The sequence below is a fragment of the Mycobacterium sp. UM_WGJ genome, from assembly GCF_000455125.1.
GTDB lineage: Bacteria > Actinomycetota > Actinomycetes > Mycobacteriales > Mycobacteriaceae > Mycobacterium.
Genome location: NZ_AUWR01000024.1, coordinates 1 through 22,503, shown reverse-complemented (window position 1 = coordinate 22,503; position 22,503 = coordinate 1). Strand labels below are relative to the sequence as shown.

Genomic DNA, 22,503 nt, shown 5'->3' with positions numbered 1-22,503 from the left:
TCATCGGCCGGTGAAGTCAGGCGGTCGACGCTGCGCAAAGGCGGCGAGGCCCTCTTTGAAATCTCCCGTACGGCAGCTGAGTTCAAGATTGAACAGCTCCTGGGTCAACGCCTGCGGCAGCGTTGCCTGCTGCCCGTAATGCAGCGCCTGTTTGGCCAGGCCGATCGCGACCGTGGGTCCCTGCGCCAAGGTGGTCAACAGCTCTTCGGTGGCGCGGTCGACGTCTGCCGGCGCCACCGCCTGGTGGATCAGTCCCCAGTCCTGTGCGGATGAGCCGCTGACCTGTTCGCCGAGCAGCAACATGCGTCGGGCCCGAGCCAGTCCCACCAGACGGGGCAGCAGCCAGGTCGATCCCGAGTCGGGGCTGAAGCCGCGCGCCACGAACGGCTCCCAGAACACCGCGTCGGTGGCGGCCACCGTGAAGTCGGCGGCCAGCGCCAGATTGCAGCCCAGACCCACCGCCCAGCCTCGGACGCTGCACACCACCGGCAACTGGATGGTCTGCAGCAGTTCGATCACCCGGTGCGCGGCGTGCGGGACGCGGCGCACCAGATCGCCGGTGCGGGGACGCTGGCCGCCGGCATTGGTCGCGACCCAGTCGGCGCCCGCGCAGAAGTCATCGCCGGCACCCCGGATATGGATGGCGCGCAACGTGTCGTCGCTCGACGCCTCGGTCAGGGCCCGGACCAGTGCATCGGTCATCGGTGCGCTCAGGCAGTTCCGGCGATCCGGGCGCGCCAGGGTGAGCCGGAGCAGCGCGCCGTCACGCAGCGCCGTCACCGCGCCGTCGGGGGCGGAGTCGGACTCGGAGTCGGGGGCGTCGGCCACGGTGGTGTCCACCTTTCAACGCTATATCGTGATAGCTACAGTAGGCTATACGATTAGCGCGATTCGGCGGAGAAAGGCCTATGGCGGACGGTTCGGGGAACTCTGCGGCTTCGGCCGATGATGCCGCCCGTTTCGGTGAGCTGCCGCTGGCGCAGACCGTCGCGGCGGCCGGCGCCATGCGGCGCCTGACCGGGCTGCTGCTGGCGTTGGAGCAATCGCATCCGGCGGTGGACGACATGCTGACGCAGTTCGCCGACTGGGAGCGGCAACTGGCCGCGGTCGCCGCGGTAGAGGCGATGCCCCGCATGGAAGCCGCTGACGGTCCAGCGGGCCGGATCTACCTGGGGCACGCATTCGACGTCGGGTCGTTCAACCCCTGCTTCCCGGAGTATCGGTTCGACCACCTCGATGGCAAGACCGCCTCGGGCACAGTCACTTTCCCGCTGCCCTACGAAGGGCCTCCGGGGCTGGTGCACGGCGGCTTTCTCGGAGTGTTCTTCGACTGCGTGACGCAGCATCAGAGCTGCGCGGCCGGCTCGGCCGGGCGTACCCGCTCCTTGTTGGTCACCTACCGGCGTCCGACGCCCATTCTCACCGAGTTGGATTTCGATATCGTGCGGGCCGAGGTGGAGCGGGGTATCGCCGCGACCGCGCGACTTCGCTATCGCGGCGAGGTGCTGTGCACCGGCGAAGTCACCACTGCGGCGGCGCCGCCGGACAGATTGAGTGCCATTCGATTCGGCCGCAGACAGGATGAGGGGTCCCACCGATGAGCGCTGCCGAGACCACCGACGACCGGGTGCTTTTCGATGTCGACCCCGACGGGCGCATCGCCACCATCACGCTGAACAACCCCGGCCGGCGCAATTCCTACGATGCCGCGATGCGCGACGCGGTCGCCCGCTGTCTGGACCGGGTCGCCGAGGACGACGACTTGGTTGTGGTGCTGCTGCGCGGCACCGAAGGCGTGTTCAGTGCCGGGGCCGACATGAACAACGCCTACGGCTGGTACGGCGAGCGCGGCGAGGGCGCGCAGCCGGCGAGTAAGAGCAGGCCGAGCCAGCGTCGCCGGCTCACGGTGGATCGCAAATCGTTCGGCTTCTATCACAACCTGATGGGCTTTCCGAAGGTCACGGTCGGTGAGATCAGCGGGTATGCGCTCGGCGGCGGTTTCGAGATGGCGCTGATGACCGACATCTCGGTGATCGCGCGGGACACCAAGATCGGCATGCCCGCGACGCGGTTTCTGGGCCCGGCACTGGGCAGCCTGCACATGTTCTTTCACCGACTCGGCCCCGTGCTGGCCCGGCGGCTGTTGCTGACCGGGGACACCATCGAGGCCGCGGCGGTCGAACATCTGGGCGTGTTCACCGAGACCTGCGATCCGGCGGCGGTGACCGCGCGGGCACGGTACTGGGCGTGCAAGGCCGCGAAGATGCCCGCCGACGGGGTCGTGATCGCCAAGGAGGCGTTTCGGCTCGTCGAGCAGAGTCAGGCATACCAGGGCGAAGAGGTGGCCGGCTATCTGTTCCACGCCTACGGCACCAACCTGCAGTTCGCACCGGGGGAGTTCAACTTCGTCAAGACCCGGGCGCAGCACGGAACCAAGGAAGCTTTCCGGCTGCGCGACGAGCACTTTCACGTGCCGGAGCCGTGAGAATCGGCTGCGTGAAGCCGGCGAGTGTCTTTACAAAAGCAGCGAATAATGTAAGGTCGGAAAAATGCCTACACCTGTCATCGTCGGTGCCGTTCGGACGGCCATCGGACGCTCGTTCAAGGGAACCCTGGTCAACACGCCACCGGAGGCGCTGATCACCACGGTGGTGCCCGAGGTGGTCCGTCGGGCCGGCATCGCGCCCGCGGATATCGACGACATGATCTTCGCCGAATCCCACTACGGCGGTGGCGACCTGGCGCGCTTCGCGGCGGCCGCCTGCGGGATGGAGTCGGTGCCCGGCCAGGCCGTCAACCGGCACTGCGCCGGCAGCCTGACCGCGATCGGCAATGCGTCCGCCCAGATCGGTTCCGGCATGGAGCGGGTGCTGATCGCCGGTGGAGTGCAGTCACTGTCGATGCTGCCGCTGATGAAGATGCGTATCCCGGGACCGGAGCTGACCTTCGCCGAGCCCTGGATGCCGCCGACGCATCCGGAAACGGTCGATGCGCCCACCCGCGACATGTCGATCACGGTGGGATGGAACACCGCGCAGGCGGCGGGCATCACCCGCGAGGAGATGGACTCCTGGGCCGCACGATCGCATCAGCGGGCGATCGCCGCGATCGACGCCGGCAAGTTCGTCGACGAGATCGTGCCGCTGAAGGTCCAGCTGCCCGACGGCTCGGTGACTGAGTTCAGCGTCGACGAGTTCCCGCGCCGCGGAACCACTGTGGAGAAGCTGGCGGCCCTGAAGGTACTGCACCCCGAGATCGAGGGATTCTCGATCACCGCCGGAAACAGCAGTGGCACCAACGACGCCGCGGCCGCAGTGGCGCTCGTCGACAGTGACTACGCGCAAGCTCGCGGTCTCAATGTGATGGGCACGGTGAAGGCGTGGGCGTCGGTCGGTGTCGCGCCCCGCGACACCGGACTCGGCGGCGTCAAGGTAATCGGCAAGGTCCTGCAGCGGGCCGGGTTGTCGGTCGGCGACGTCGCACTGTGGGAGATCAACGAGGCCTTCGCCTCGGTGCCGATCGCGGCATGCAAGGAGTACGGCATCGACGAAGAGCTGGTGAACTTCTCCGGCAGCGGCTGCAGCCTCGGCCACCCGATCGCCGCCTCCGGCGCCCGGATGGTGACCACCCTGCTCTACGAGCTCAAACGGCGCGGCGGCGGCATCGGAGTGGCGGCCATGTGTGCCGGCGGCGGCCAGGGCGGCGCCGTGGTGATCGAGGTCTAACGCTTAGCCGAAGTCGGTGCGGTGCGACGCCGCGCCGACTTGGCGTCCTGTTCGATCAGCCGCTCGGCGTGATCGAGGATGCAATTGAGGCCGTAATCGAAGTTGGCATCGTCGGCCGCGCCGACCCGATGGCCCTGCCCGGTGGTCTCTGCCAGCAGCGGGGTCACAGCCGGGTCGATGACGAGGGCTTCCTCGAAATCGGACGGCCCCTCGGCATCTGATGCCCGGTTCTTCTCGTAGAGGCGCTGCAACACCACCGAACCGCGGATGTGTAGCGAGACCGTCGAATAGGTGTCGAAGGCGTCCTGCGGTGACAAGCCTGCCTCCACCAGGCTGGCGATCGCCCGCTCCACTTCTTGGACGCCGAGCTGTGCGGCCCGCGGACTCAGTGCGGCCCGAATCAGGATGAGATCGCACAGGATCGGGTTGCCCAGAAAAGTCGAGCGCATGCTGTGTGCGTGATTGCTCAACGTCTGACGCCAGTCCTTGGCCTCCACATACGGGGTGGCGAACGTGTACTGGCGCAGGGCCCGGGTGGTCATCGCATTGAGGAGCTCATCCTTCTTGCGGAAGTACCAGTAGATGCTCGTCACGCCGACGCCGAGATGCTTACCGAGCAACGGCATGCTCAGGTTGTCGACCCCGATCTGCTCGGCGAGTTCGAACGCGCCGTCGATGATGTCATCGGGGTTGATCGATCCGCGTTCGCGCCGTTGACGTTTCTCGGCGACTGGCTGCTTTGCCACTGCGGGTACCTCCAGTTCTGGTCGACACGGCCGGCTTCTTCGGGGTTAAACCTAGCCGTCAAACCTACCTGTACCCGGCGCCGTCACCGGTCATCGAGCTTCTCTTACCGTAAAGCCTATGGTAAGCATTTTGATATAGCTTGTCACAACGCCTGAGAGGTGAGCGGTGTCAGAAGCGGTACTGCGTGAGCGTCGCGGACGGATTCTCGTCATCACGATCAACCGGCCGGAAGTGCGCAACGCGGCCAACAAGGCGGTCGCCGAGGGGCTGGCCGCAGCCTGCGACGAACTCGACGACACCCCGGAACTGTCGGTCGGGGTGCTCACCGGATCCGGCGACAATTTCTGCGCGGGAATGGACCTCAAGGCGTTCGCGGCCGGGGAGCTGGCGTATGTCCCGGGACGTGGGTTGGGCTTCACCGAGCGCCCGCCGCGCAAGCCGTTGATCTCCGCCGTCGAGGGCCACGCGGTGGCCGGCGGCACCGAGTTGGTGTTGGCCACCGACCTGGTGGTGGCCGCCAAGGACGCGAAATTCGGTATCCCGGAGGTCAAACGGGGCCTGGTGGCCGCAGGCGGTGGCCTGTTGCGGTTGCCGCACCGCATTCCGTATCAGAAGGCGCTCGAATTGGCTTTGACCGGTGAGAGTTTCACCGCCGAGCAGGGCGCTCAGTGGGGTTTCGTCAACGTGCTGACCGAGCCGGGTGAAGCGCTGGACGGGGCCATTGCTCTGGCCGAGCGGATCACCGCGAACGGCCCGTTGGCCGTCGCGGTGACCAAGGAGATCATGGTGAAGTCCGCGGGCTGGAGCCAGGATGAGATCTGGCGCAAGCAGGGCGAGCTGATCGCGCCGGTGTTCGCCTCCCGCGACGCCAGGGAGGGCGCTGTCGCGTTCGCCGAGAAGCGCGCCCCCAACTGGACCGGCGCCTGACGCCTGGCCTGCGAGCGTGGATCTGGGTTTGCGCGACGCGCGCGCCGTCGTCGTCGGTGGCGGCCGGGGAATGGGGCTGGCGACCGCGCGGTGTCTGGCTGACGACGGGGCTCGGGTTGCAGTCATGGCGCGCTCGGCGGCCGACCTGGACCGTGCGTGCGACGACCTGATGGGGCGCGGCAGCCCGGAGGCGATCGGCGTGGTCGCCGACGCCTGTGATGAGCAGCGGGTGCAGGAAGCCTTCGCCGAACTCGGGAGGCGCTGGGGCGGCGAGCTCAACATCCTGATCAACGCGGCCGGGCCCGACGTGCAGGGCACCTTCGAGGACCTCACCGATGAGCAGTGGCGCCGGGCGATCGATCAGGGCGCGATGGGGATGGTGCACACCGTTCGGGCGGCGTTGCCGTTGCTGCGCAACGCCGAATGGGCCCGGATCGTCAACTTCTCGGCGCAATCGACGCAGCGCCAAAGTACGGTCCTGGTCGCGTACACGGCCGCGAAGGCGATGGTCAACAGCATCTCGAAGAACCTGGCGCTGCTGCTGGCGCCCGACGAGATCCTGGTCAACGTGGTCTCGCCCGGCAGCGTCGCCTCCGAGGGACTGGTCGGCTGGGCCCGCTCGGTCGGTGTGGACGGTGACGACCCGTACCGGCTGATGGACGCCATCACCGCGCACTTCGGTCACCCGGCGCACTTGCCGCGCGCCGGCCTGCCGGACGAAGTGGGTGCGGTCGCAGCGTTTCTGGCCTCCCGTCGCAACGCCTACATGACCGGAGCCAATATCAACGTTGACGGTGGCTCGGATTTCACCTGATCTGCAATCCCGAAATAAGGGCTGACCTGCTGACATACCGGCCTTCGTCCGGATCGGCACGGCTTGCGGAATGCGCTACCGAAAGGTATACAGTAAAGAGCTACTCCAGCCTGATTCCTGCAGGCGGCCGAGGCGAGGAGGTGCGGGGTCGATGACCGCTGCCGACGACGGCACGCTCGTGGAGACGGGCCCGCGTAGCGACGCCGCGGTGCTCTACGACGTACGTGACGGCGTCGGGGTGATCACCTTCAACCGCCCGCAGCGGCTCAACGTCTGGGGGCCGGACATCGCGGCCGGCTTCTACGCCGCGATCGATCACGCCGAGACGGATCCGGCGGTGCGCGCGATCGTGGTGACCGGCAGCGGCCGGGGCTTCTGTGCCGGCGCCGACCTGGGGCCCGCCACCAGTCTCGAGGATCCCGGCGCCGACACCTCGGGAACCGATGTGGCCCAGTTGGTCGGGGACCGTCACCCGCACTTCCTGACCGAACTGCGCAAGCCTGTCATCGCGGCCATCAACGGCTCCTGCGTGGGGATCGGCCTCACTCACGCCCTGATGTGCGACGTCCGCTTCGCCGCGGCAGGAGCCAAATTCGCCACCGCGTTCACCCGACGCGGACTGATCGCCGAACACGGGATCACCTGGATACTTCCGCGGCTGACCGGCTGGGGAGCGGCGATGGACCTGCTGCTGTCCGGACGCACGTTCCTGGCCGAGGAAGCCCGCGAGCTTGGTCTGGTCAACCACGTCGTGGCGCCCGAACTGCTGCTGGAACGTGCCATGGACTACGCGCGCGACATCGCCGCGAACTGCTCACCGGCATCGCTGGCGGTGATCAAAGGCCAGGCCTACGGCGACGCGCTCGATGACGTGGCCGCGGTGAGCGCGCGCGCCGAAACCCTGATGTACGAATCGCTGGCGCGGCCCGACCTGATCGAGGGCATCACGAGTTTCTTCGAGAAACGCCCGCCGAACTTCCCGCCCCTCACGTGAGAAAGGTTGAGCGCATGACTGCCGCACCCGAACGGCTCCCGTACTTGGCCGTCGACGTCGACAACCACTACTACGAGCCGCTGGACGCCTTCACCCGACACCTGCCCAAGGAATTCCGCAGCCGCGGTGTCCAGATGGTGCAGGACGGCAAGCGCACCCTGGCGGTGTTCGGCGGGGTCGTCAACCACTTCATCCCGAACCCGAACTTCGATCCGATCATCGAACCCGGCTGCCTGGATCTGCTGTTCCGCGGCGAGATCCCCGAAGGCGTGGACCCGGCGTCGTTGATGAAGGTCGACCGGCTCGCCGCACATCCCGAATACCAGAACCGCGACGCCCGCGTGCAGGTGCTCGACCGGCAGCGGCTGGAGACGGTGTTCATGCTGCCGACCTTCGCCTGCGGTGTGGAGGAAGGGCTCAAGCACGACATCCCCGCCACCATGGCGTCGGTGCACGCGTTCAACCTGTGGCTCGACGAGGACTGGGGCTTCGACCGTCCCGACGGTCGCGTCATATCCGCACCGATCATCTCGCTGGCCGACCCCGAAAAGGCCGTCGAGGAAGTCGAATTCGTGATCAGTCGCGGCGCCAAGCTGGTGTGTGTGCGCCCGGCGCCGGTGCCCGGCGAGGTTAGGGCCCGGTCCCTCGGTGACCCCGTGCACGACCCGGTGTGGGCGCGCCTTGCTGAGGCGGGCGTCGCGGTCGTCTTTCACCTGTCCGACTCCGGTTACATGGCGATCCCGGCGTTGTGGGGCGGCAGCGGGGTGTTCAAGGGATTCGGTAAGCGCGACCCGCTGGACATGGTGATCATGGACGACCGCGCGATCCACGACACCATCGCCTCGATGATCGTGCACCAGGTGTTCACCCGTCACCCCAAGCTCAGGGTGGTCAGCATCGAGAACGGCTCCTACTTCGTCTACCGGCTGATCAAGCGGTTGAAGAAGTCGGCCAACAATGCGCCGTACCACTACCGGGAAGATCCGATCGAGCAGCTGCGCAACAACGTTTGGATTGCCCCCTACTACGAGGACGACGTGAAGCTGCTGGCCGACACCATCGGCGTCGACAAGATCCTGTTCGGTTCGGACTGGCCGCACGGTGAGGGCCTGGCCGACCCGACCACCTTCACCGCTGACATCCCGCAGTTCCCCGAGTTCAGCGTGGAAGATACCCGAATGGTAATGCGGGACAATGCATTGACTCTGCTGGGTGATCCGAACCGTACCGCACCGGGCGTTGCCCACCTGGCAGCTTCGGTCTGACGGTGGGCGAATGGACCCTCGGCGCGGTCCTCGACGCGATCGCCGAGGTCGTGCCGGACCGAGCCATGACCATCTGCGGGGACAGTCGCAGCACCTTCGCGCAATCCGCGGAACGCACCCGCAGGCTGGCCAACTACCTGGCCGGCCGCGGGCTCGGCGCCCAGCGTGAGCGCGCGGAGTTGCGCAACTGGGAGTGCGGCCAGGACCGCGTCGCGCTGCTCATGCACAACGACTTGTATCCCGACATGGTGATCGGCTGTCTCAAGGCCCGCACGGTCCCGGTCAACGTCAATCACTACTACACCCCGGCAGAAGCCGGCGAGCTCCTCGACTACCTGCGTCCCCGAGCCGTCATCTACCACGCCAGCCTGGAGACGAAATTCGCCGGCACCCTTCGGGAATCCGGCGCCGAGCTGTTGATCCGGATCGACGACGGCGCCACCAACGACCCCGGACTCGACGCAGTAGCGCTGGAGGATGCACTGGCGCAAGGCGATACCGATCAGGAGGTGACGCCATCCCCGGATGATCTGCTGATGATCTGTACCGGGGGAACCACCGGGCGCCCGAAGGGCGTGCTGTGGCGACAAAGCGACATCTACGTGTCATCGATGGTCGGTGACGACCATGCCAGCGCGGCGGAGATCCACCAGAAGGTGCAGTACGCCGGTGCGCCCTGGTTCGCGCTGTCGCCGCTGATGCACGCGGCCGGAATGTGGACCGCATTCTCAGCGATCCTGAGCGGCCAGACGGTGATTCTCCACGACAGCCGGACCAGGTTCGACCCCCGCGAGGCGCTGAGAACCGTTGAGCGCGAGAAGGTCGGGTTAATGACAATGGTGGGTGACGCCTATGCCGCACCATTGGTCGCCGAGATCGGCAGGGGCGGTTACGATCTGTCTTCGCTGCACTCCGTCGCCACCGGCGGTGCGGCGACGAACCCGAAGTATCAGGCGGCGCTGCTGGAGCTTCTCCCGCAGATCACCCTGATCAACGGGTACGGCTCCTCGGAAACCGGCAATCTGGGCTTCGGGCGCAGCCAGCGCGACGCGCGGCGTGACACCTTCGACCTGCGGACCGGGGGATCGGTGGTGTCGCAGGACCGTTCCCGGTTCTTAGAACCCGGTGATCCCGAGGTGGGTTGGGTGGTGCGGACCGGCCGAATCCCGCTCGGATACTTTGACGACGCCGAGGCGACCCAGCGCACCTTCGGTCAGATCGACGGGCATCCGATGGTGATCTCTGGCGACCGCGCCAGCATCGAGAAAGACGGCACGCTGCGGCTCTTCGGTCGTGACTCCTTGGTGGTCAACACCGGCGGGGAGAAGGTGTTCGTCGAGGAGGTCGAGGACGTGCTGCGCGCTCACCCGGCGGTGGCCGATGCGCTGGTGGTGGGCCGGCCGAGCGAGCGTTGGGGTGAAGAGCTGGTCGCGCTGGTTGTTCCGCAACCGGATTCGGGTGTCGTCGAGGAGCAGTTGAAGGCACACTGCCGATCGGTGCTGGCGGGCTTCAAGGTGCCCAAGGCGTTCGTCATGGTGGCGCAGGTGCGCCGGCTGGGCAATGGCAAGGCCGACTACCGCTGGGCCAAACGACAGGTGAATGAGGAGGTGGCTACGGCATGACGGGCATGAGCGAGCAGTCCCGCGTCATCGATTGCCTGGTGAACGTGCACTTCGGCGAGAAAGAACAGCCGTCCTGGATGGTCAGAACGCGAGATGACTACTTCAAGGGGCCCGAGTCGATGTTCGCGCCGGTCGACATGTCGGCGTTGCTCGACGAGATGGACGCTCATGGCGTGGCCAAGGCCGTCTTGATGGACAACCTGGTCAAGCCATCGGTGACCGCGCGAAAGTTCGTCGAAGCCCGGCCGGATCGTTTCGTGCTGTCGATGGGCGGAATGAACCTGCTGCGTCCGGTGCCCGCGCTGCGAGAGCTGGGCGCCGTGGTCAACGACCTCCCGGTGGTGTATGCCGTTGTGGGACCGAGCTTCTGGGGCGACGGCCAATATCCGCCCAGCGACGCCGTCTACTACCCGCTGTACGCCAAGTGCGCCGAACTGGGATTGCCGCTGTGCGTCAACACCGGCATTCCGGGTCCGCCGATCCCGGGCGAGGTGCAGCACCCGATTCACCTGGATCGAGTCTGCGTGCGCTTCCCCGAACTGCGGCTGTGCATGATTCACGGCGCCGACCCATGGTGGGACGTCGCGATCCGGATGCTCATCAAATACCGCAACCTACGATTGATGACCTCGGCCTGGTCGCCGAAACGATTGCCAGAAACCCTGCTGCACTTCATGCGAACCCGGGGCGCAGACAAGGTCATCTTCGCCTCGGACTGGCCGGTGCTTCGGATGGAGCGGGTGGTGCCCGAGGCGCGCGCGCTGGACCTGCCGCCCGAAGTGCTCGACAAGTACCTCTACCGCAATGCCGCCGACTTCTTCTTCGTCGAACACGGCGCCGTACCCGAACAGGAGAGCTGAGATGGATCGATTCGAACTGCGCAGGCTGGATTACAGCCTGACCGAGGACCACGTCGCGTTGCGCGATGCCTACCAGCAGTTCTTCGCTACACACTGCGGAATCGAAACGGTCCGCGCCGCAGAGGAATCCGGTTTCGACAAGAACCTGTGGGAGCGGCTGTGTGCGATGGGCGCCACCACCATGGCGTTGCCGGAGTCGGTCGGCGGCGATGGTGCCACGCTGGTCGACCTCGCGCTGGTTGCCGAGGAGATCGGCCGCGCGCTGGCACCGGTTCCGTGGATCGACCAGGTCTGCGCCGCGCGCCTGTTGGAACGGCTGGGCGGGTTACCGCCGGAAGCCGACGACACTTCCGACATCGTGAGCGGGACTCGACTGATCGCGCTCGACCCGCACCAGGATGCTGCGGCCGGACCCCGACTGCTGCCGACCGGTTCGATCGCCGACGCGATCATCGTCCGTGACGGTGATTCGGTGGTGCGACTTTCCTTCGGCACCCGGCCGGTCCATGTCGACAACATCGGCCGGTTGCCGATGGCCTGGGTCGATCCGGCCGACGCCGACGTGGCGACCGTACTGGCCAGCGGACCCGAGGCGTTGACGGAATATCAGCGGGCGCTGGATGAATGGCGGCTGCTGACCGCTTCCGCGCTGGTGGGGATGGTGGAGCAGACCATGACCATTGCCGCGGAATTCGCCAAGACCCGCTACACGCTCGGGGTGCCGATCGGCACCCTGCAGGCGATCTCGCACCCGTTGGCGAATATGGCGATCACGGTCGCCTCCGGACGTAACCTGGCCTATCGCGCCGGATGGTTCATGGACAACGAGCCCGACGAGCGTCCGGAACTGGCGGCCTGTGCCTTCGTCTTCATGGCGGAGGAAGCCGCCAAGGCCGCCACTATGGCGGTGCACATCCAGGGCGGTCTGGGAGTTTCATCCGAAGCCGCCGCCACCGCCTACCTGGTGCGGGCCCGCGGCTGGCCACTGGCCGGCGGTGACCCCGGCGCCACCGCCTGTCGCATCGGCGACATCATTGCCGCCCGCGAAACCGCCGCCCGCGCAGCCGAATAGGACATCGATCATCATGGACTTCGCACAACCGCAACTGACCGACGGTGACCTGGCTTTCCGCGACGAGGTGCGCGCATTCCTGGCCACCCACGTGACCGAGGACGTCAAACGCCGAGACCGCGAGACCGGGGACAACTTCGACGAGGGCGTCCACCTGGCGCTCGGTGCCGCGGGTTACCTGGAATCGGAGTGGAAGACCGAGGCAGACGGCGGCTTCCCCCGCGTGCGCCGACGCATCTGGGAGCTGGAGAAGCGCCGCGCCCACGTGCCCTGGGTGACGTGGGGAACCACGGCGATGGTGGCCCGCTCCGTTGCCTCCTTCGGCTCGCCCGAGCTGTGCGAGGAAATCCTGCCCGGGGTCTTCAGCGGCCACGTCCGACTCTGCCTGGGCTACACCGAGCCCGAAGGCGGCTCCGATATCGCGACCTGCAAGACCCGCGCGGTGCGTGACGGCGACAACTGGATCATTAACGGCTCCAAGATGTTCACCACCGGGGCCCACAACTGCCAATACGTCTTCCTGATCACCAACACCGATCCGGACGCGCGGAAGCACAAGAGCCTCACCATGTTCCTGGTGCCGCTGAACACTCCTGACATCGAGATCCAGGGCCTGCGCACCGTCGACGGCGACCGCACCAACATCGTCTACTACAGCGACGTCCGCGTCGACGACAAGTACCGCCTCGGCGAGGTCAACGGGGGCTGGACGGTGCTGCGCGAACCTCTCAACGTCGAGCACGGTGCAGTGGACGCCAATCCCGATGGACTGCAGGACGTCTCGATCATGATGCACCAGGCGAACTTCATGGCGGTCGCCGTCGACAAAGCGGGCGAGGTGGTCGGGAGGTCGGGGAGTATCGCGGATCGTTCGGTGGCCTACCGGCTCGGGCGGGCGGCCGCTCGGGTGGAGTCGTCGCTGTCGGCTCCGTCGATTTTCGGACGGGTGGCACTGGCGCAGGCGATGCGCGACGTGTCGCCGGACCTGATGGACCTGCTCGGAAGTGCATCGGCGTTGCCGATCGACACCGACGGTGCTATCGACGATGGGGCGTCGGATTATGTTTTCCGGTTCGCACCCTTGGTCGGCATCTACGGCGGCACCCTGGAGGTGTTCCGCAACATGATCGCCCAGTACGTGCTGGGCCTTGGCAAGCCGAATTACGCGGCGCCGGCCGTAAAGACGTCGTAGTTCAGGAAGCAGTGTTCATGCGGCGGTTCCAGCTTCGGCTCTCCTGCGTCGAACCTCGCTAAACCGCTCGGTTCATTTGGCGGTTCCAGCTTCGGCTCTCCTGCGTCGAACCTCGCTAAACCGCCGTGATCCGGCGGTGATAGTTCGACGGCGCCTCGCCGGCGAACTTGGTGAATGCCCGGGTGAACGCGGACAGGCTTTCGAAGCCGACGGCCGTAGCGGTCTGCTGCACCCCCTGATCGGGGGCGGCCAGCAGGGCCATCGCCTGCAGCATTCGGGCGTGTAGCAGGTAGGTGCGCCAGGACATGCCGATCACCGCTTCGAACTGACGGCGCAGGGTGCGTTCGGACACCGCGACCGCGCGGCACACGTCGGCCGCGGTCACCGACGCCAGGTGTTTCTTGGTGTGGACCATTGCCGCGCCGACGATCGGATGATCCGAGGTGGGCAGGCTCAGCGGTGCCTCGTGGTCCAGGGCGTCGGAGACCAGGTGTCCCAGGGTGCGGAAGAAGTCATCAGAGATCACATCACCGTCGATCCGTTCGATGGACCAGCGCAGTGAATGCAACATCATCTCCCGGATCAGCGGCGAGACGGTCAGGATGCGGGCCCGGTCTCCGGCGTGCGCGACCAATTGGGGGTCGAACATCACCGCCACCGTGCGCACCTCCGCGCGCATAACGGCCTGGTGCTCCAGGCCGGCGGGAATCCAGGCCGCCTGCTGCGGCGGTAGCAGATAGTGCGCTGCGGCGGTCTCGACCTCGACCACGCCGCCGACGGCGTACTCGATCTGGTGCATGTCGTGGGAGTGCCAGCCGGTGATGAGCTGCTGCCCCTCGTAGAGGTAGCTGCCGGCCCGCGCGCGACCACCGCGGCGCATGTCGATGTTGGCCGGTTCGGCAAACTCTATGGCCGAACGCGCAGAGACGGTCACGGTTTCCCAGGGTACTAGTAGAGGTATGAAGACAGACGACTTGATCCTGGTCAGCATCGACGACCATGTGGTGGAGCCGCCCGACATGTTCCTCAACCACGTCCCGGCCAAGTACAAGGCGGAGGCGCCGATCGTCGTCACCGACGAAAAGGGCGTCGACCAGTGGATGTATCAGGGCCGACCGCAGGGCGTCAGCGGACTGAACGCGGTGGTGTCGTGGCCCGCGCAGGAGTGGGGCCGCGACCCGGCCGGCTTCGCCGAGATGCGCCCGGGCGTTTACGACGTGCACGAGCGGGTCCGCGACATGAACCGGAACGGCATCCTCGCCTCGATGTGCTTCCCGACCTTCACCGGATTCTCCGCACGTCACCTCAACATGACTCGCGAGGACGTCACGCTGGTGATGGTGTCGGCCTACAACGACTGGCACATCGACGAGTGGGCCGGCTCCTATCCCGGCCGGTTCATCCCGATCGCGATCCTGCCGACCTGGAGCCCCGAGGCGATGTGCGCCGAGATCCGCCGGGTGGCGGCCAAGGGCTGTCGGGCGGTCACTATGCCCGAACTGCCGCACCTGGAGGGCCTACCCAGCTACCACGACGACGAATACTGGGGCCCGGTGTTCCGCACCCTCTCGGAGACCGGTGTGGTGATGTGTCTGCACATCGGCACCGGTTTCGGGGCGATCAGCATGGCCCCCAACGCCCCGATCGACAACCTGATCATTCTGGCCACCCAGATCTCGGCGATGTGCGCTCAGGACCTGTTGTGGGGTCCGGCGATGCGCAACTATCCCGACCTGAAATTCGCGTTCTCCGAGGGCGGTATCGGCTGGATCCCGTTCTACCTGGATCGCAGCGACCGGCACTACACCAACCAGAAGTGGCTGCGCCGCGACTTCGGCGACAAGCTGCCGTCCGAGGTGTTCCGCGAGCACTCGCTGGCCTGCTACGTCACCGACAAGACGTCGTTGAAGCTGCGCCACGAGATCGGCATCGACATCATCGCCTGGGAGTGCGACTACCCGCACTCGGACTGCTTCTGGCCGGACGCCCCCGAGCAGGTGCTCGCCGAGCTGGAGGCTGCCGGCGCCGACGACTCCGACATCAACAAGATCACCTGGGAGAACTCCTGCCGGTTCTTCGGCTGGGATCCGTTCGCGAAGACACCGCGCGAGCAGGCGACGGTGGGGGCGTTGCGGGCGACGGCGACCGATGTCGATGTGTCGATCCGGCCGCGGGCCGAGTGGGCGCGGCTGTACGCCGAGAAGCAGCTGGCGCAGGCATAGCCCGATGGTTTCGGTGATCACCGGCGGCGCGGGCGGGATGGGTCTGGCCACCGCGAAGATCGTGGGTCGCGAGCAGCCCGTGGTGCTCTGCGATGTCCGCCAAGACCGGCTGGACGCCGCTGCGGATGCGCTGAAGCAGTTCGACGTCGTCCGCGTCCACTGCGACGTCACCGACCGCAACGCGGTCGCCGCGCTGTTCGATGCCGCGGCCGGCCTCGGGCCCGTCACCTCGGTGATCCACACCGCCGGAGTCAGCCCGAGCATGGGCGGCGCGGACTACGTCATGCGGACCAATGCCGTGGGCACCGTCAACGTCAACGAGATCTTCTTTCGGGTGGCCCCCGAGGGGGCCGCAATCGTCAACGTGGCGTCGATGGCCGCGCACCTGCTGCCCGACGAGCTGATTCCCGCCGGCCAGTTCCCGCTGGCACTACTCGACCCCGCCGCGTTCTTGTCGGCCATGGCGGCGGTGTGCGACCCGATGCCAACGGAGGTGCGTTCGGGGTTCGCCTACGCGGTGAGCAAGGCGTTCGTGCGCTGGTACACCAGCGCGCAGGCCGAACGGTTCAACGGCCGTGGGTTGCGCATCGTCTCGGTCTCTCCGGGTTCGGTGGACACCGAGATGGGCCGGTTGGAGGAGCAGGCCGGCGCGGGGGCGATGGTCGCCGACGCCGCGGTCCCGCGCTGGGGAACGCCCGAGGAGATGGCTGAACTGCTGGCGTTCTGCGCCAGCGCCAAGGCGGGTTATCTCACCGGCACCGACATCCTCAACGACGGTGGTGTGGTGGCCTCGATGCGGGAACGCGTGCGGGTGGCGGCCGCCGGCTGAGGTCCGATGAGACTTGCGTGCGTCGACTATTCGACGTATTTTTCGAAAGTATGACGGCAGCGACGGACGCGGACGGCACGGTCCGTCCGGTCTCGTCGCCGCCGACCGAGCGGGTGATGCGGATCCTGGAGCTGCTGGCCGCCGACCCGGAACGGCGTTTCTCCCTCTCGGAGATCTCGCAGACCTTGGGCATCAGCCACGGCACCTGCCACGCGATCCTTGCCACCCTGGCGGGTCGGCAGTGGCTCGTGCGGGATCGCCAGTCGGCCGGGTATTCCTGGGGCCCCGCGCTGGCCGCGCTCGCCCGCCCGGTCAACCGGCAGGCCTTTCGGCCGGAGCTGCAGCGGCTCTTCGACGCCGTCGGCAGGCAGACCATCCTCGGTGTCCGCCAGGGCGCGACCGTGGTGGTGACCGACTCGGTTGGGGAGTCGATCGCCGGTCTGCGATTGGGAGCCGGATTCCGGATACCGCTGGTGGCACCTTTCGGCCGTGAGTTCATCGCCGGCGCCGGCGAACCGGTCAAGAAGGAATGGCTGAGCGGGCTGGGCGCACCCTCGCCGCGGCTACGGCGACGGCTGGGCGCGGTGCTCGACGAGGTCGGCAGACGTGGCTATGCGATTGACCGGATGAGCCGCGAATACGTCCGGGTGTACTCGGCGCTGCAGGCGCTGGCGGCCGACGGCGAGCCCGACGAGATCACCGCGCGACTGGCCACGGCCTTCGCCGATCTCACCGAGGTCGACTACCTGCCCGACGAACTCGGCGGCATCGAGCGGCATCCGATCGCCAGTGTCTCGGCTCCGGTCCGCGACATCGACGGGACGGTGACGATGTCGGTGGGCCTCGCCCCGTTCGCGGCCTTGACCGCCGCGGAGGTCGCCGATCTCGGTGCGGCCGTGCAAGAGACCGCCGGGCGTATCCAATCCCAGTGGACTGCGCGTGGAAGAACATAAGGAGAGCTCGTGAGCGTGACGCTCAGCGCCGAACAACGCCAGCTCGGCGAGTCGCTGCGGCAGTTCGCCGGCCGGCACGCACCGATGGCCGACACCCGCAAGGCCTTCGATGCGCTGGCCGCCGGGGAACTGCCACCCTGGTGGGACGATCTGGTGGCCAACGGGTTTCATGCGATTCACCTGCCCGAACGGTACGGCGGCCAGGGTGGCGGGCTGCTCGACATCGCCGCTGTCCTGGAAGCGGCCGGCACGGTGTCCCTGCCCGGACCGCTGCTGCCGACGGTGACCGCGGGCGTGGTCGGGCTGCTCGCCGAGTCCACGCCGGCTCGGGAAGACTTTCTGCGGGCTCTTGCCGCCGGTGCACCGGCAGCCGTCGTGCTTGCCGGGCAGTCCGAATTCATTGCGCGACGAGCCGACGACGGTTGGCTGATCAGTGGTGCCTGCCAGGTGATCTCGGGTGCCCGCTCGGCTCGACTTGCCCTGGTCTGCGCTCGCGGTGAGGACGGAACCGAACTCTGGGCGGTCGTCGAAACCGCCCGGGCGACGATCGTGCCGGTGGCCGGCACCGACCTGCTCACCGACCTGGCCACGATCACGCTGGCTGATTACCCCGCGAACGCGGCCGCGGCCCTGGCCGGGATCGACGCCGAGCGCGCGGAGTACCTGGCTGTCGGTCTCGCCGCCGCGGTGTGCGCCGGCATCGCCGGGTGGTGCGTCGAGGCAGCCACTGCGCATTTGCGCACCAGGGAACAGTTCGGCGTCCGCATCGGCACATTTCAGGCCCTGCAACACCAGGCGGCCATGTTGCTGGTCAACGCCGAATTGGCCTGCGCCGCTGCCTGGGATGCGCTGCGAGCCGCCACCGACACGGTCGAGCAGCAGCGGATTGCCGCCGCCACCGCGGCATTGACGGCGATCACGCCATGCCCGGACACCGTGTTCGACACCTTGACGATGTTCGGCGCCATCGGGTTCACCTGGGAGCACGATCTGCACCTGTATTGGCGCCGCGCCACCAGCATCGCGGCTTCGATCGGCGCCGCCACCGACTGGGCGCGCCGGCTCGGCGAACTGACCGTCGCGCAGCAGCGGGACTTCACCGTCGACCTCGGCGGCGCCGACGCCGAGTTCCGGGCGGGTGTCGCCGCGACTCTCGACGCCGCCGAAGTGCTGGACAACGACGGTCCGGGACGCCAAGGCGACTACCCGCACTTTGAGACGGGACCGCAGCGCACGCTGATCGCCGACGCTGGGCTGATCGCCCCGCAGTGGCCCGCGCCGTGGGGCCGGGCTGCCTCCCCGTTGCAGCAGCTGATCATCGTCGAGGAGTTCGCCAAACGCCCCGATCTGGTCCGGCCGTCGCTGGGCATCGCCGAATGGATCCTGCCGTCGCTGGTACGAGCCGCACCGGATGCGCTGCAGCGGCGGTTGATTCCCCCGACACAGCGCGGCGAGCTCGCCTGGTGCCAGCTGTTTTCCGAGCCCGGGGCCGGCTCCGACCTGGCGTCGCTGACCACCCGAGCGGTCAAGGTCGACGGCGGATGGCGCATCAACGGTCACAAGATCTGGACGTCGGCCGCGCAGCAGGCCGACTACGGTGCACTGCTGGCCCGCACCGACCCCGCGGCGGCCAAACATCGCGGTATCGGCTATTTCATCGTGGACATGCGCTCCGCCGGGATCGAGGTTCAGCCGATCGTGATGGCCACCGGGGCCGCCGAATTCAACGAAGTGTTCCTCGCCGACGTCTTCGTTCCCGACGAGATGCTGCTCGGGGAGCCCACCGAAGGCTGGCAGCTGGCGATCGCCACCATGGCCGAGGAGCGCACTGCCATCAGCGGCTACGTCGAGAATGACCGAGCCGTCGCGCTGCGGTCCATCGCCGCGGTCCCGGGCCGATCACGCGATGACGCGATGCGCGCACTCGGCGAACTCGACGCCTACGCCAATGCGATCAGGGCGCTCGGGGTACGCGAGATCATCAGGCTGCTCGATGGCGAAGGTTTCGGGGCGTCGTCGAGCATCGCCAAAGTGGCGATGAACGTTCTGCTGCGCCGCACCTTCCACGCGACATTGGCCACTGTCGGCCGACTGGCGATGGTGGCCGACTCCGACCCGGCCGTTGTCGAGCCGTATCTGTTGTCGCCGGCCGAGCTGATCGGTGGCGGTACCAAGGAAATTCAGCTGAACATCATCGCGCAGATGATTCTCGGCCTGCCCCGCAAATGAGATGAAGGACACCCGCATGGGATTACGTGGAGACGCCGCGATCGTCGGCTACGTCGAGCTGCCGCCGGAGCGGATGAACAAAGCCACTCCCGCCCCGTTCACCCTGGAGCAATGGGCCGAGTTGAGCGCGGACGCGCTGGCCGACGCGGGCCTTTCGGGCGAACTCGTGAACGGCATCGTCACCTCGCACCTGGGCGAATCGGAAATCTTCGTGCCGTCCACGATCGCCGAATACCTGGGGGTCCCAGCACGGTTCGCCGAGATCGTGGACCTGGGCGGCGCCAGTGCGGCCGCCATGGTGTGGCGGGCCGCGGCGGCGATCGAACTCGGCATCTGTGACGTGGTGCTGTGTGCGCTGCCGGCCCGATACATCACCGCGATGTCCGAACGTAAGCCCAAACCGCTGGTCGATGCCATGTTCTTCGGCTCATCGAGCAACCAATACGGTTCTCCGCAAGCCGAATTCGAGATTCCCTACGGCAACCTCGGCCAGAACGGTCCCTACGGGCAGGTCGCCACCCGGTACGGCGCCGTCTACGGCTATGACGAACGGGCGATGGCCAAATTAGTCGTCGACCAGCGCATCAACGCCAATCACACCGACGGCGCGATCTGGCGCGACACTCCGCTGACCGTCGAGGACGTACTGGCCAGCCCGGTGATCGCCGACCCGCTGCACATGCTCGAGATCGTGATGCCCTGCGTCGGTGGTGCTGCGGTGGTGATCGCGAGTGCGGACATCGCCAAGCGGGCCCGTAACCGTCCGGTGTGGATCAAGGGATTCGGCGAACACGTGCCATTCAAGACCCCGACGTACGCCGAAGACCTGCTGGCGACTCCGATCCGCGAGGCCGCCGAGACCGCCTTCGCGATGACGGATCTGACTCGCGCGGATATGGACATGGTCTCCATCTACGACTGCTACACGATCACCGTGCTGCTGTCCCTGGAGGACGCCGGGTTCTGCGAGAAGGGCAAAGGCATGCAGTTCATCGCCGATCACGACCTGACCTTCCGCGGCGACTTCCCGCTCAACACCGCAGGCGGCCAGCTCGGTTTCGGGCAGGCCGGCCTGGCCGGCGGCATGCACCACGTCTGCGATGCCACCCGCCAGATCATGGGCCGAGCCGGGGCCGCGCAGGTGGCCGACTGCAACCGGGCCTTCGTCTCGGGTAACGGCGGCATCCTCTCGGAACAGACGACCCTCATCCTGGAAGGGGACTGAAGCCCGATGACCACCTTCGAACGGCCGATGCCGGTCAAGACGCCCACTACCGCTCCGTTCTGGGATGCGCTGGCGCAGCACCGCGTCGTCATCCAGTACTCGCCGTCGACCCAGAGCTACGTGTTCTACCCGCGGGTCCGCGCACCGCGCACCCTGGCCGACGATCTTCAATGGCGCGAAATCTCCGGGATGGGCACGCTGTACTCCTTCACCGTGGCCCGCCGCCCGGTCGGCCTGCACTTCGCCGACGCCGTCCCGCAACTGCTGGCGATCGTCGAATGGGATGAGGGCCCGCGATTCTCCACCGAACTGGTCAACACCGATCCGGCCGATCTGGCGGTCGGGATGCGGGTACGGCCGGTGTTCTGCGATTACCCCGAACACGACGTCACCATGCTGCGCTACGAACCGGCGACGGATCGTGGCTGATGACGCGGCGGCGCAGATCGAGGCGATCAAACGCCTGAAGTCCCGCTACTGCCGCTACCTGGACACCAAGGACTGGGCGGCCTGGCGCGCCCTGTTCACCGACGACTTCGTCAGCGACACCGCGGGCGCGGGTGGCAAGGTCGTCACGGGAGCCGATGAATTCGTGGCCTTCACCCGCAAAAGCCTGCGAGGCCAGCCCACCGTGCACCAGGTCCATGCGCCCGACATCACGCTGGACTCGCCGACCACGGCGCACGGGGTGTGGGCGCTCGAAGACGTGGTGCGGTTCGGCCCCGGCGTCAACCTGCGTGGCTATGGCCACTACACCGAGACCTACGAAAAGGTCGACGGCGACTGGCGGATCAAGACCTCGACGCTGACCCGGCTGCGCGAGGACATCTTCAACGGGCTGTTCGCGGTCTATCTCTCGCCGCGGGTCCGCGCGACGCTGGCCAGGGTTGCCGGCCGGTTCGTGAACTGAGCTCCTGATGCGTCGGTCCGCGATCCCTATTCGCTATACCGAATGCATTACGGGAATGGCTATAGTATTAGGCACCGGGGCGGATCCCGGATCGTCGTGTTCCAAACAAGGGGAGTGTTCGTGGAGATCGAAGGCAAGCGCGCGATCATCGTCGGTGGCGCATCGGGTTTCGGTAAGGCGACAGCGGAGCTGTTGGCCAAACGCGGTGCCCGAGTGGCGGTGTTGGACCGGCCGCAGTCCAAGGGCAAAGAAGTGGCCGAGTCGATCGGCGGCAGCTTCTTCGAAGCCGACGTCACCGATTTCGCCGGCATCGAGCGGGTGCTGAACGAGGCGGTCGAGGCGTTGGGCGGGCTGCACATCGCGGTCACCACTGCCGGCGGCACCACCGCAGGTGGTGGTATCGGTGAGCGGACGATCAAACGAGACGGGCCGCACGACCTGGAGGCGTTTCGCAGCACCCAGGATCTCAACGTCGTCGGGACCTTCAACGTCAGCCGGCTCGCTGCCTGGCACATGAGCACCAATGAGCCCGAAGACGACGAGCGCGGCGTGATCATCAATACGTCCTCGATCGCGGCGTTCGAGGGGCAGATCGGGCAGATCGCCTACACGGCGTCGAAGGCCGCCATCGCCGGAATGTGCCTGACGATGGCCCGTGATCTGGGCGCTGTGGGCGTCCGGGTGCTGGCGATCGCACCCAGCCTGTTCGCCACGGGCCTCACCCAGGGCATCCCCGACGAGTTCGCCGCCGTGCTGACCAAGGATGCGGCGTTCCCCAAGCGGCTGGGTCGCCCCGAGGAGTACGCGAAACTGGCGGCGGCCATCGTCGAGAACCCGATGCTCAACGGCCAGTGCATCCGTCTGGATGGCGGCCAGCGTTTCGCGCCGAAGTGATTCGGCGTTGACGCTGCGTTCAT

Annotated in this window: 22 protein-coding genes; 19 read left to right on the top strand and 3 right to left on the bottom strand. The window is 67.0% G+C overall.

What is annotated here, in order from left to right:
• The gene (locus tag N416_RS0109380) at positions 1-780 is read right to left on the bottom strand and encodes an enoyl-CoA hydratase/isomerase family protein (protein ID WP_369797589.1); all 780 of its coding nucleotides are present in this window, start codon (positions 778-780) and stop codon (positions 1-3) included.
• Positions 781-908: 128 nt separating this feature from the next.
• On the opposite strand from N416_RS0109380, the gene N416_RS0109375 reads away from it, so the two are divergent.
• The 3 genes from N416_RS0109375 to N416_RS0109365 all read left to right on the top strand — a co-directional run bounded on the left by N416_RS0109375 (position 909) and on the right by N416_RS0109365 (position 3,725).
• Positions 909-1,601, top strand: a complete 693-nt coding sequence (locus N416_RS0109375) for a hypothetical protein (RefSeq protein ID WP_024441850.1) — start codon at positions 909-911, stop codon at positions 1,599-1,601.
• Positions 1,598-2,485 carry an enoyl-CoA hydratase/isomerase family protein gene (locus N416_RS0109370; protein ID WP_024441849.1) on the top strand — a complete coding sequence of 296 codons (888 nt, stop codon included), beginning with the start codon at positions 1,598-1,600 and terminating at the stop codon, positions 2,483-2,485. Before N416_RS0109375 ends, N416_RS0109370 begins: the two co-directional genes overlap by 4 nt.
• A gap of 64 nt (positions 2,486-2,549) precedes the next feature.
• Positions 2,550-3,725 carry a thiolase family protein gene (locus tag N416_RS0109365; protein ID WP_024441848.1) on the top strand — a complete coding sequence of 392 codons (1,176 nt, stop codon included), beginning with the start codon at positions 2,550-2,552 and terminating at the stop codon, positions 3,723-3,725.
• Here N416_RS0109365 and N416_RS0109360 read toward each other — a convergent pair.
• Positions 3,722-4,471: a TetR/AcrR family transcriptional regulator gene (locus tag N416_RS0109360; RefSeq protein WP_024441847.1), complete on the bottom strand. Its 750-nt coding sequence runs from the start codon at positions 4,469-4,471 to the stop codon at positions 3,722-3,724. The two genes, N416_RS0109365 and N416_RS0109360, sit on opposite strands and share 4 nt — an antisense overlap.
• 166 nt (positions 4,472-4,637) lie before the next feature.
• On the opposite strand from N416_RS0109360, the gene N416_RS0109355 reads away from it, so the two are divergent.
• The 8 genes from N416_RS0109355 to N416_RS0109320 all read left to right on the top strand — a co-directional run bounded on the left by N416_RS0109355 (position 4,638) and on the right by N416_RS0109320 (position 13,218).
• Complete coding sequence (locus tag N416_RS0109355) at positions 4,638-5,399, top strand: crotonase/enoyl-CoA hydratase family protein (RefSeq protein WP_024441846.1); 762 nt, start codon at positions 4,638-4,640, stop codon at positions 5,397-5,399.
• A gap of 16 nt (positions 5,400-5,415) precedes the next feature.
• Complete coding sequence (locus tag N416_RS0109350; protein WP_024441845.1) at positions 5,416-6,213, top strand: SDR family NAD(P)-dependent oxidoreductase; 798 nt, start codon at positions 5,416-5,418, stop codon at positions 6,211-6,213.
• Between the two features lie 151 nt (positions 6,214-6,364).
• Positions 6,365-7,207: an enoyl-CoA hydratase gene (locus tag N416_RS0109345; protein ID WP_024441844.1), complete on the top strand. Its 843-nt coding sequence runs from the start codon at positions 6,365-6,367 to the stop codon at positions 7,205-7,207.
• Between the two features lie 14 nt (positions 7,208-7,221).
• Positions 7,222-8,472, top strand: coding sequence for an amidohydrolase family protein (locus N416_RS0109340; RefSeq protein WP_024441843.1), 1,251 nt, complete (start codon positions 7,222-7,224; stop codon positions 8,470-8,472).
• Positions 8,473-8,474: 2 nt separating this feature from the next.
• Positions 8,475-10,094 (top strand): acyl-CoA synthetase, encoded by a 1,620-nt coding sequence (locus tag N416_RS0109335; RefSeq protein WP_024441842.1) that lies wholly within the window; start codon positions 8,475-8,477, stop codon positions 10,092-10,094.
• 5 nt (positions 10,095-10,099) lie between these two features.
• Entirely contained in the window at positions 10,100-10,954 is an 855-nt protein-coding gene (locus tag N416_RS0109330) for an amidohydrolase family protein (protein ID WP_024441841.1), read from the top strand.
• Position 10,955: 1 nt separating this feature from the next.
• Entirely contained in the window at positions 10,956-12,026 is a 1,071-nt protein-coding gene (locus N416_RS0109325) for an acyl-CoA dehydrogenase family protein (RefSeq protein WP_024441840.1), read from the top strand.
• A gap of 13 nt (positions 12,027-12,039) precedes the next feature.
• Entirely contained in the window at positions 12,040-13,218 is a 1,179-nt protein-coding gene (locus N416_RS0109320; RefSeq protein WP_024441839.1) for an acyl-CoA dehydrogenase family protein, read from the top strand.
• Positions 13,219-13,333: 115 nt separating this feature from the next.
• On the opposite strand, the gene N416_RS0109315 is transcribed toward N416_RS0109320, so the two are convergent.
• Positions 13,334-14,152 (bottom strand): helix-turn-helix transcriptional regulator, encoded by an 819-nt coding sequence (locus N416_RS0109315; protein ID WP_024441838.1) that lies wholly within the window; start codon positions 14,150-14,152, stop codon positions 13,334-13,336.
• Positions 14,153-14,177: 25 nt separating this feature from the next.
• On the opposite strand from N416_RS0109315, the gene N416_RS0109310 reads away from it, so the two are divergent.
• From N416_RS0109310 to N416_RS0109275, 8 genes are all read left to right on the top strand, one after another.
• Positions 14,178-15,440: an amidohydrolase family protein gene (locus tag N416_RS0109310; protein WP_024441837.1), complete on the top strand. Its 1,263-nt coding sequence runs from the start codon at positions 14,178-14,180 to the stop codon at positions 15,438-15,440.
• Between the two features lie 4 nt (positions 15,441-15,444).
• Positions 15,445-16,269 (top strand): SDR family oxidoreductase, encoded by an 825-nt coding sequence (locus tag N416_RS0109305; protein ID WP_024441836.1) that lies wholly within the window; start codon positions 15,445-15,447, stop codon positions 16,267-16,269.
• A gap of 50 nt (positions 16,270-16,319) precedes the next feature.
• Complete coding sequence (locus N416_RS0109300; RefSeq protein ID WP_024441835.1) at positions 16,320-17,222, top strand: IclR family transcriptional regulator; 903 nt, start codon at positions 16,320-16,322, stop codon at positions 17,220-17,222.
• Between the two features lie 9 nt (positions 17,223-17,231).
• Entirely contained in the window at positions 17,232-19,451 is a 2,220-nt protein-coding gene (locus N416_RS0109295) for an acyl-CoA dehydrogenase (RefSeq protein ID WP_024441834.1), read from the top strand.
• 16 nt (positions 19,452-19,467) lie between these two features.
• Entirely contained in the window at positions 19,468-20,676 is a 1,209-nt protein-coding gene (locus N416_RS0109290; RefSeq protein WP_024441833.1) for a thiolase family protein, read from the top strand.
• A gap of 6 nt (positions 20,677-20,682) precedes the next feature.
• On the top strand, positions 20,683-21,105 hold the full coding sequence (locus N416_RS0109285; RefSeq protein WP_024441832.1) for a Zn-ribbon domain-containing OB-fold protein: 423 nt from the start codon (positions 20,683-20,685) through the stop codon (positions 21,103-21,105).
• Positions 21,098-21,586 (top strand): nuclear transport factor 2 family protein, encoded by a 489-nt coding sequence (locus N416_RS0109280; RefSeq protein ID WP_024441831.1) that lies wholly within the window; start codon positions 21,098-21,100, stop codon positions 21,584-21,586. The genes N416_RS0109285 and N416_RS0109280 overlap by 8 nt, the downstream gene beginning before the upstream one ends.
• Before the next feature lie 120 nt (positions 21,587-21,706).
• The gene (locus N416_RS0109275; RefSeq protein ID WP_024441830.1) at positions 21,707-22,480 is read left to right on the top strand and encodes an SDR family NAD(P)-dependent oxidoreductase; all 774 of its coding nucleotides are present in this window, start codon (positions 21,707-21,709) and stop codon (positions 22,478-22,480) included.
• Positions 22,481-22,503: the final 23 nt, after the last annotated feature.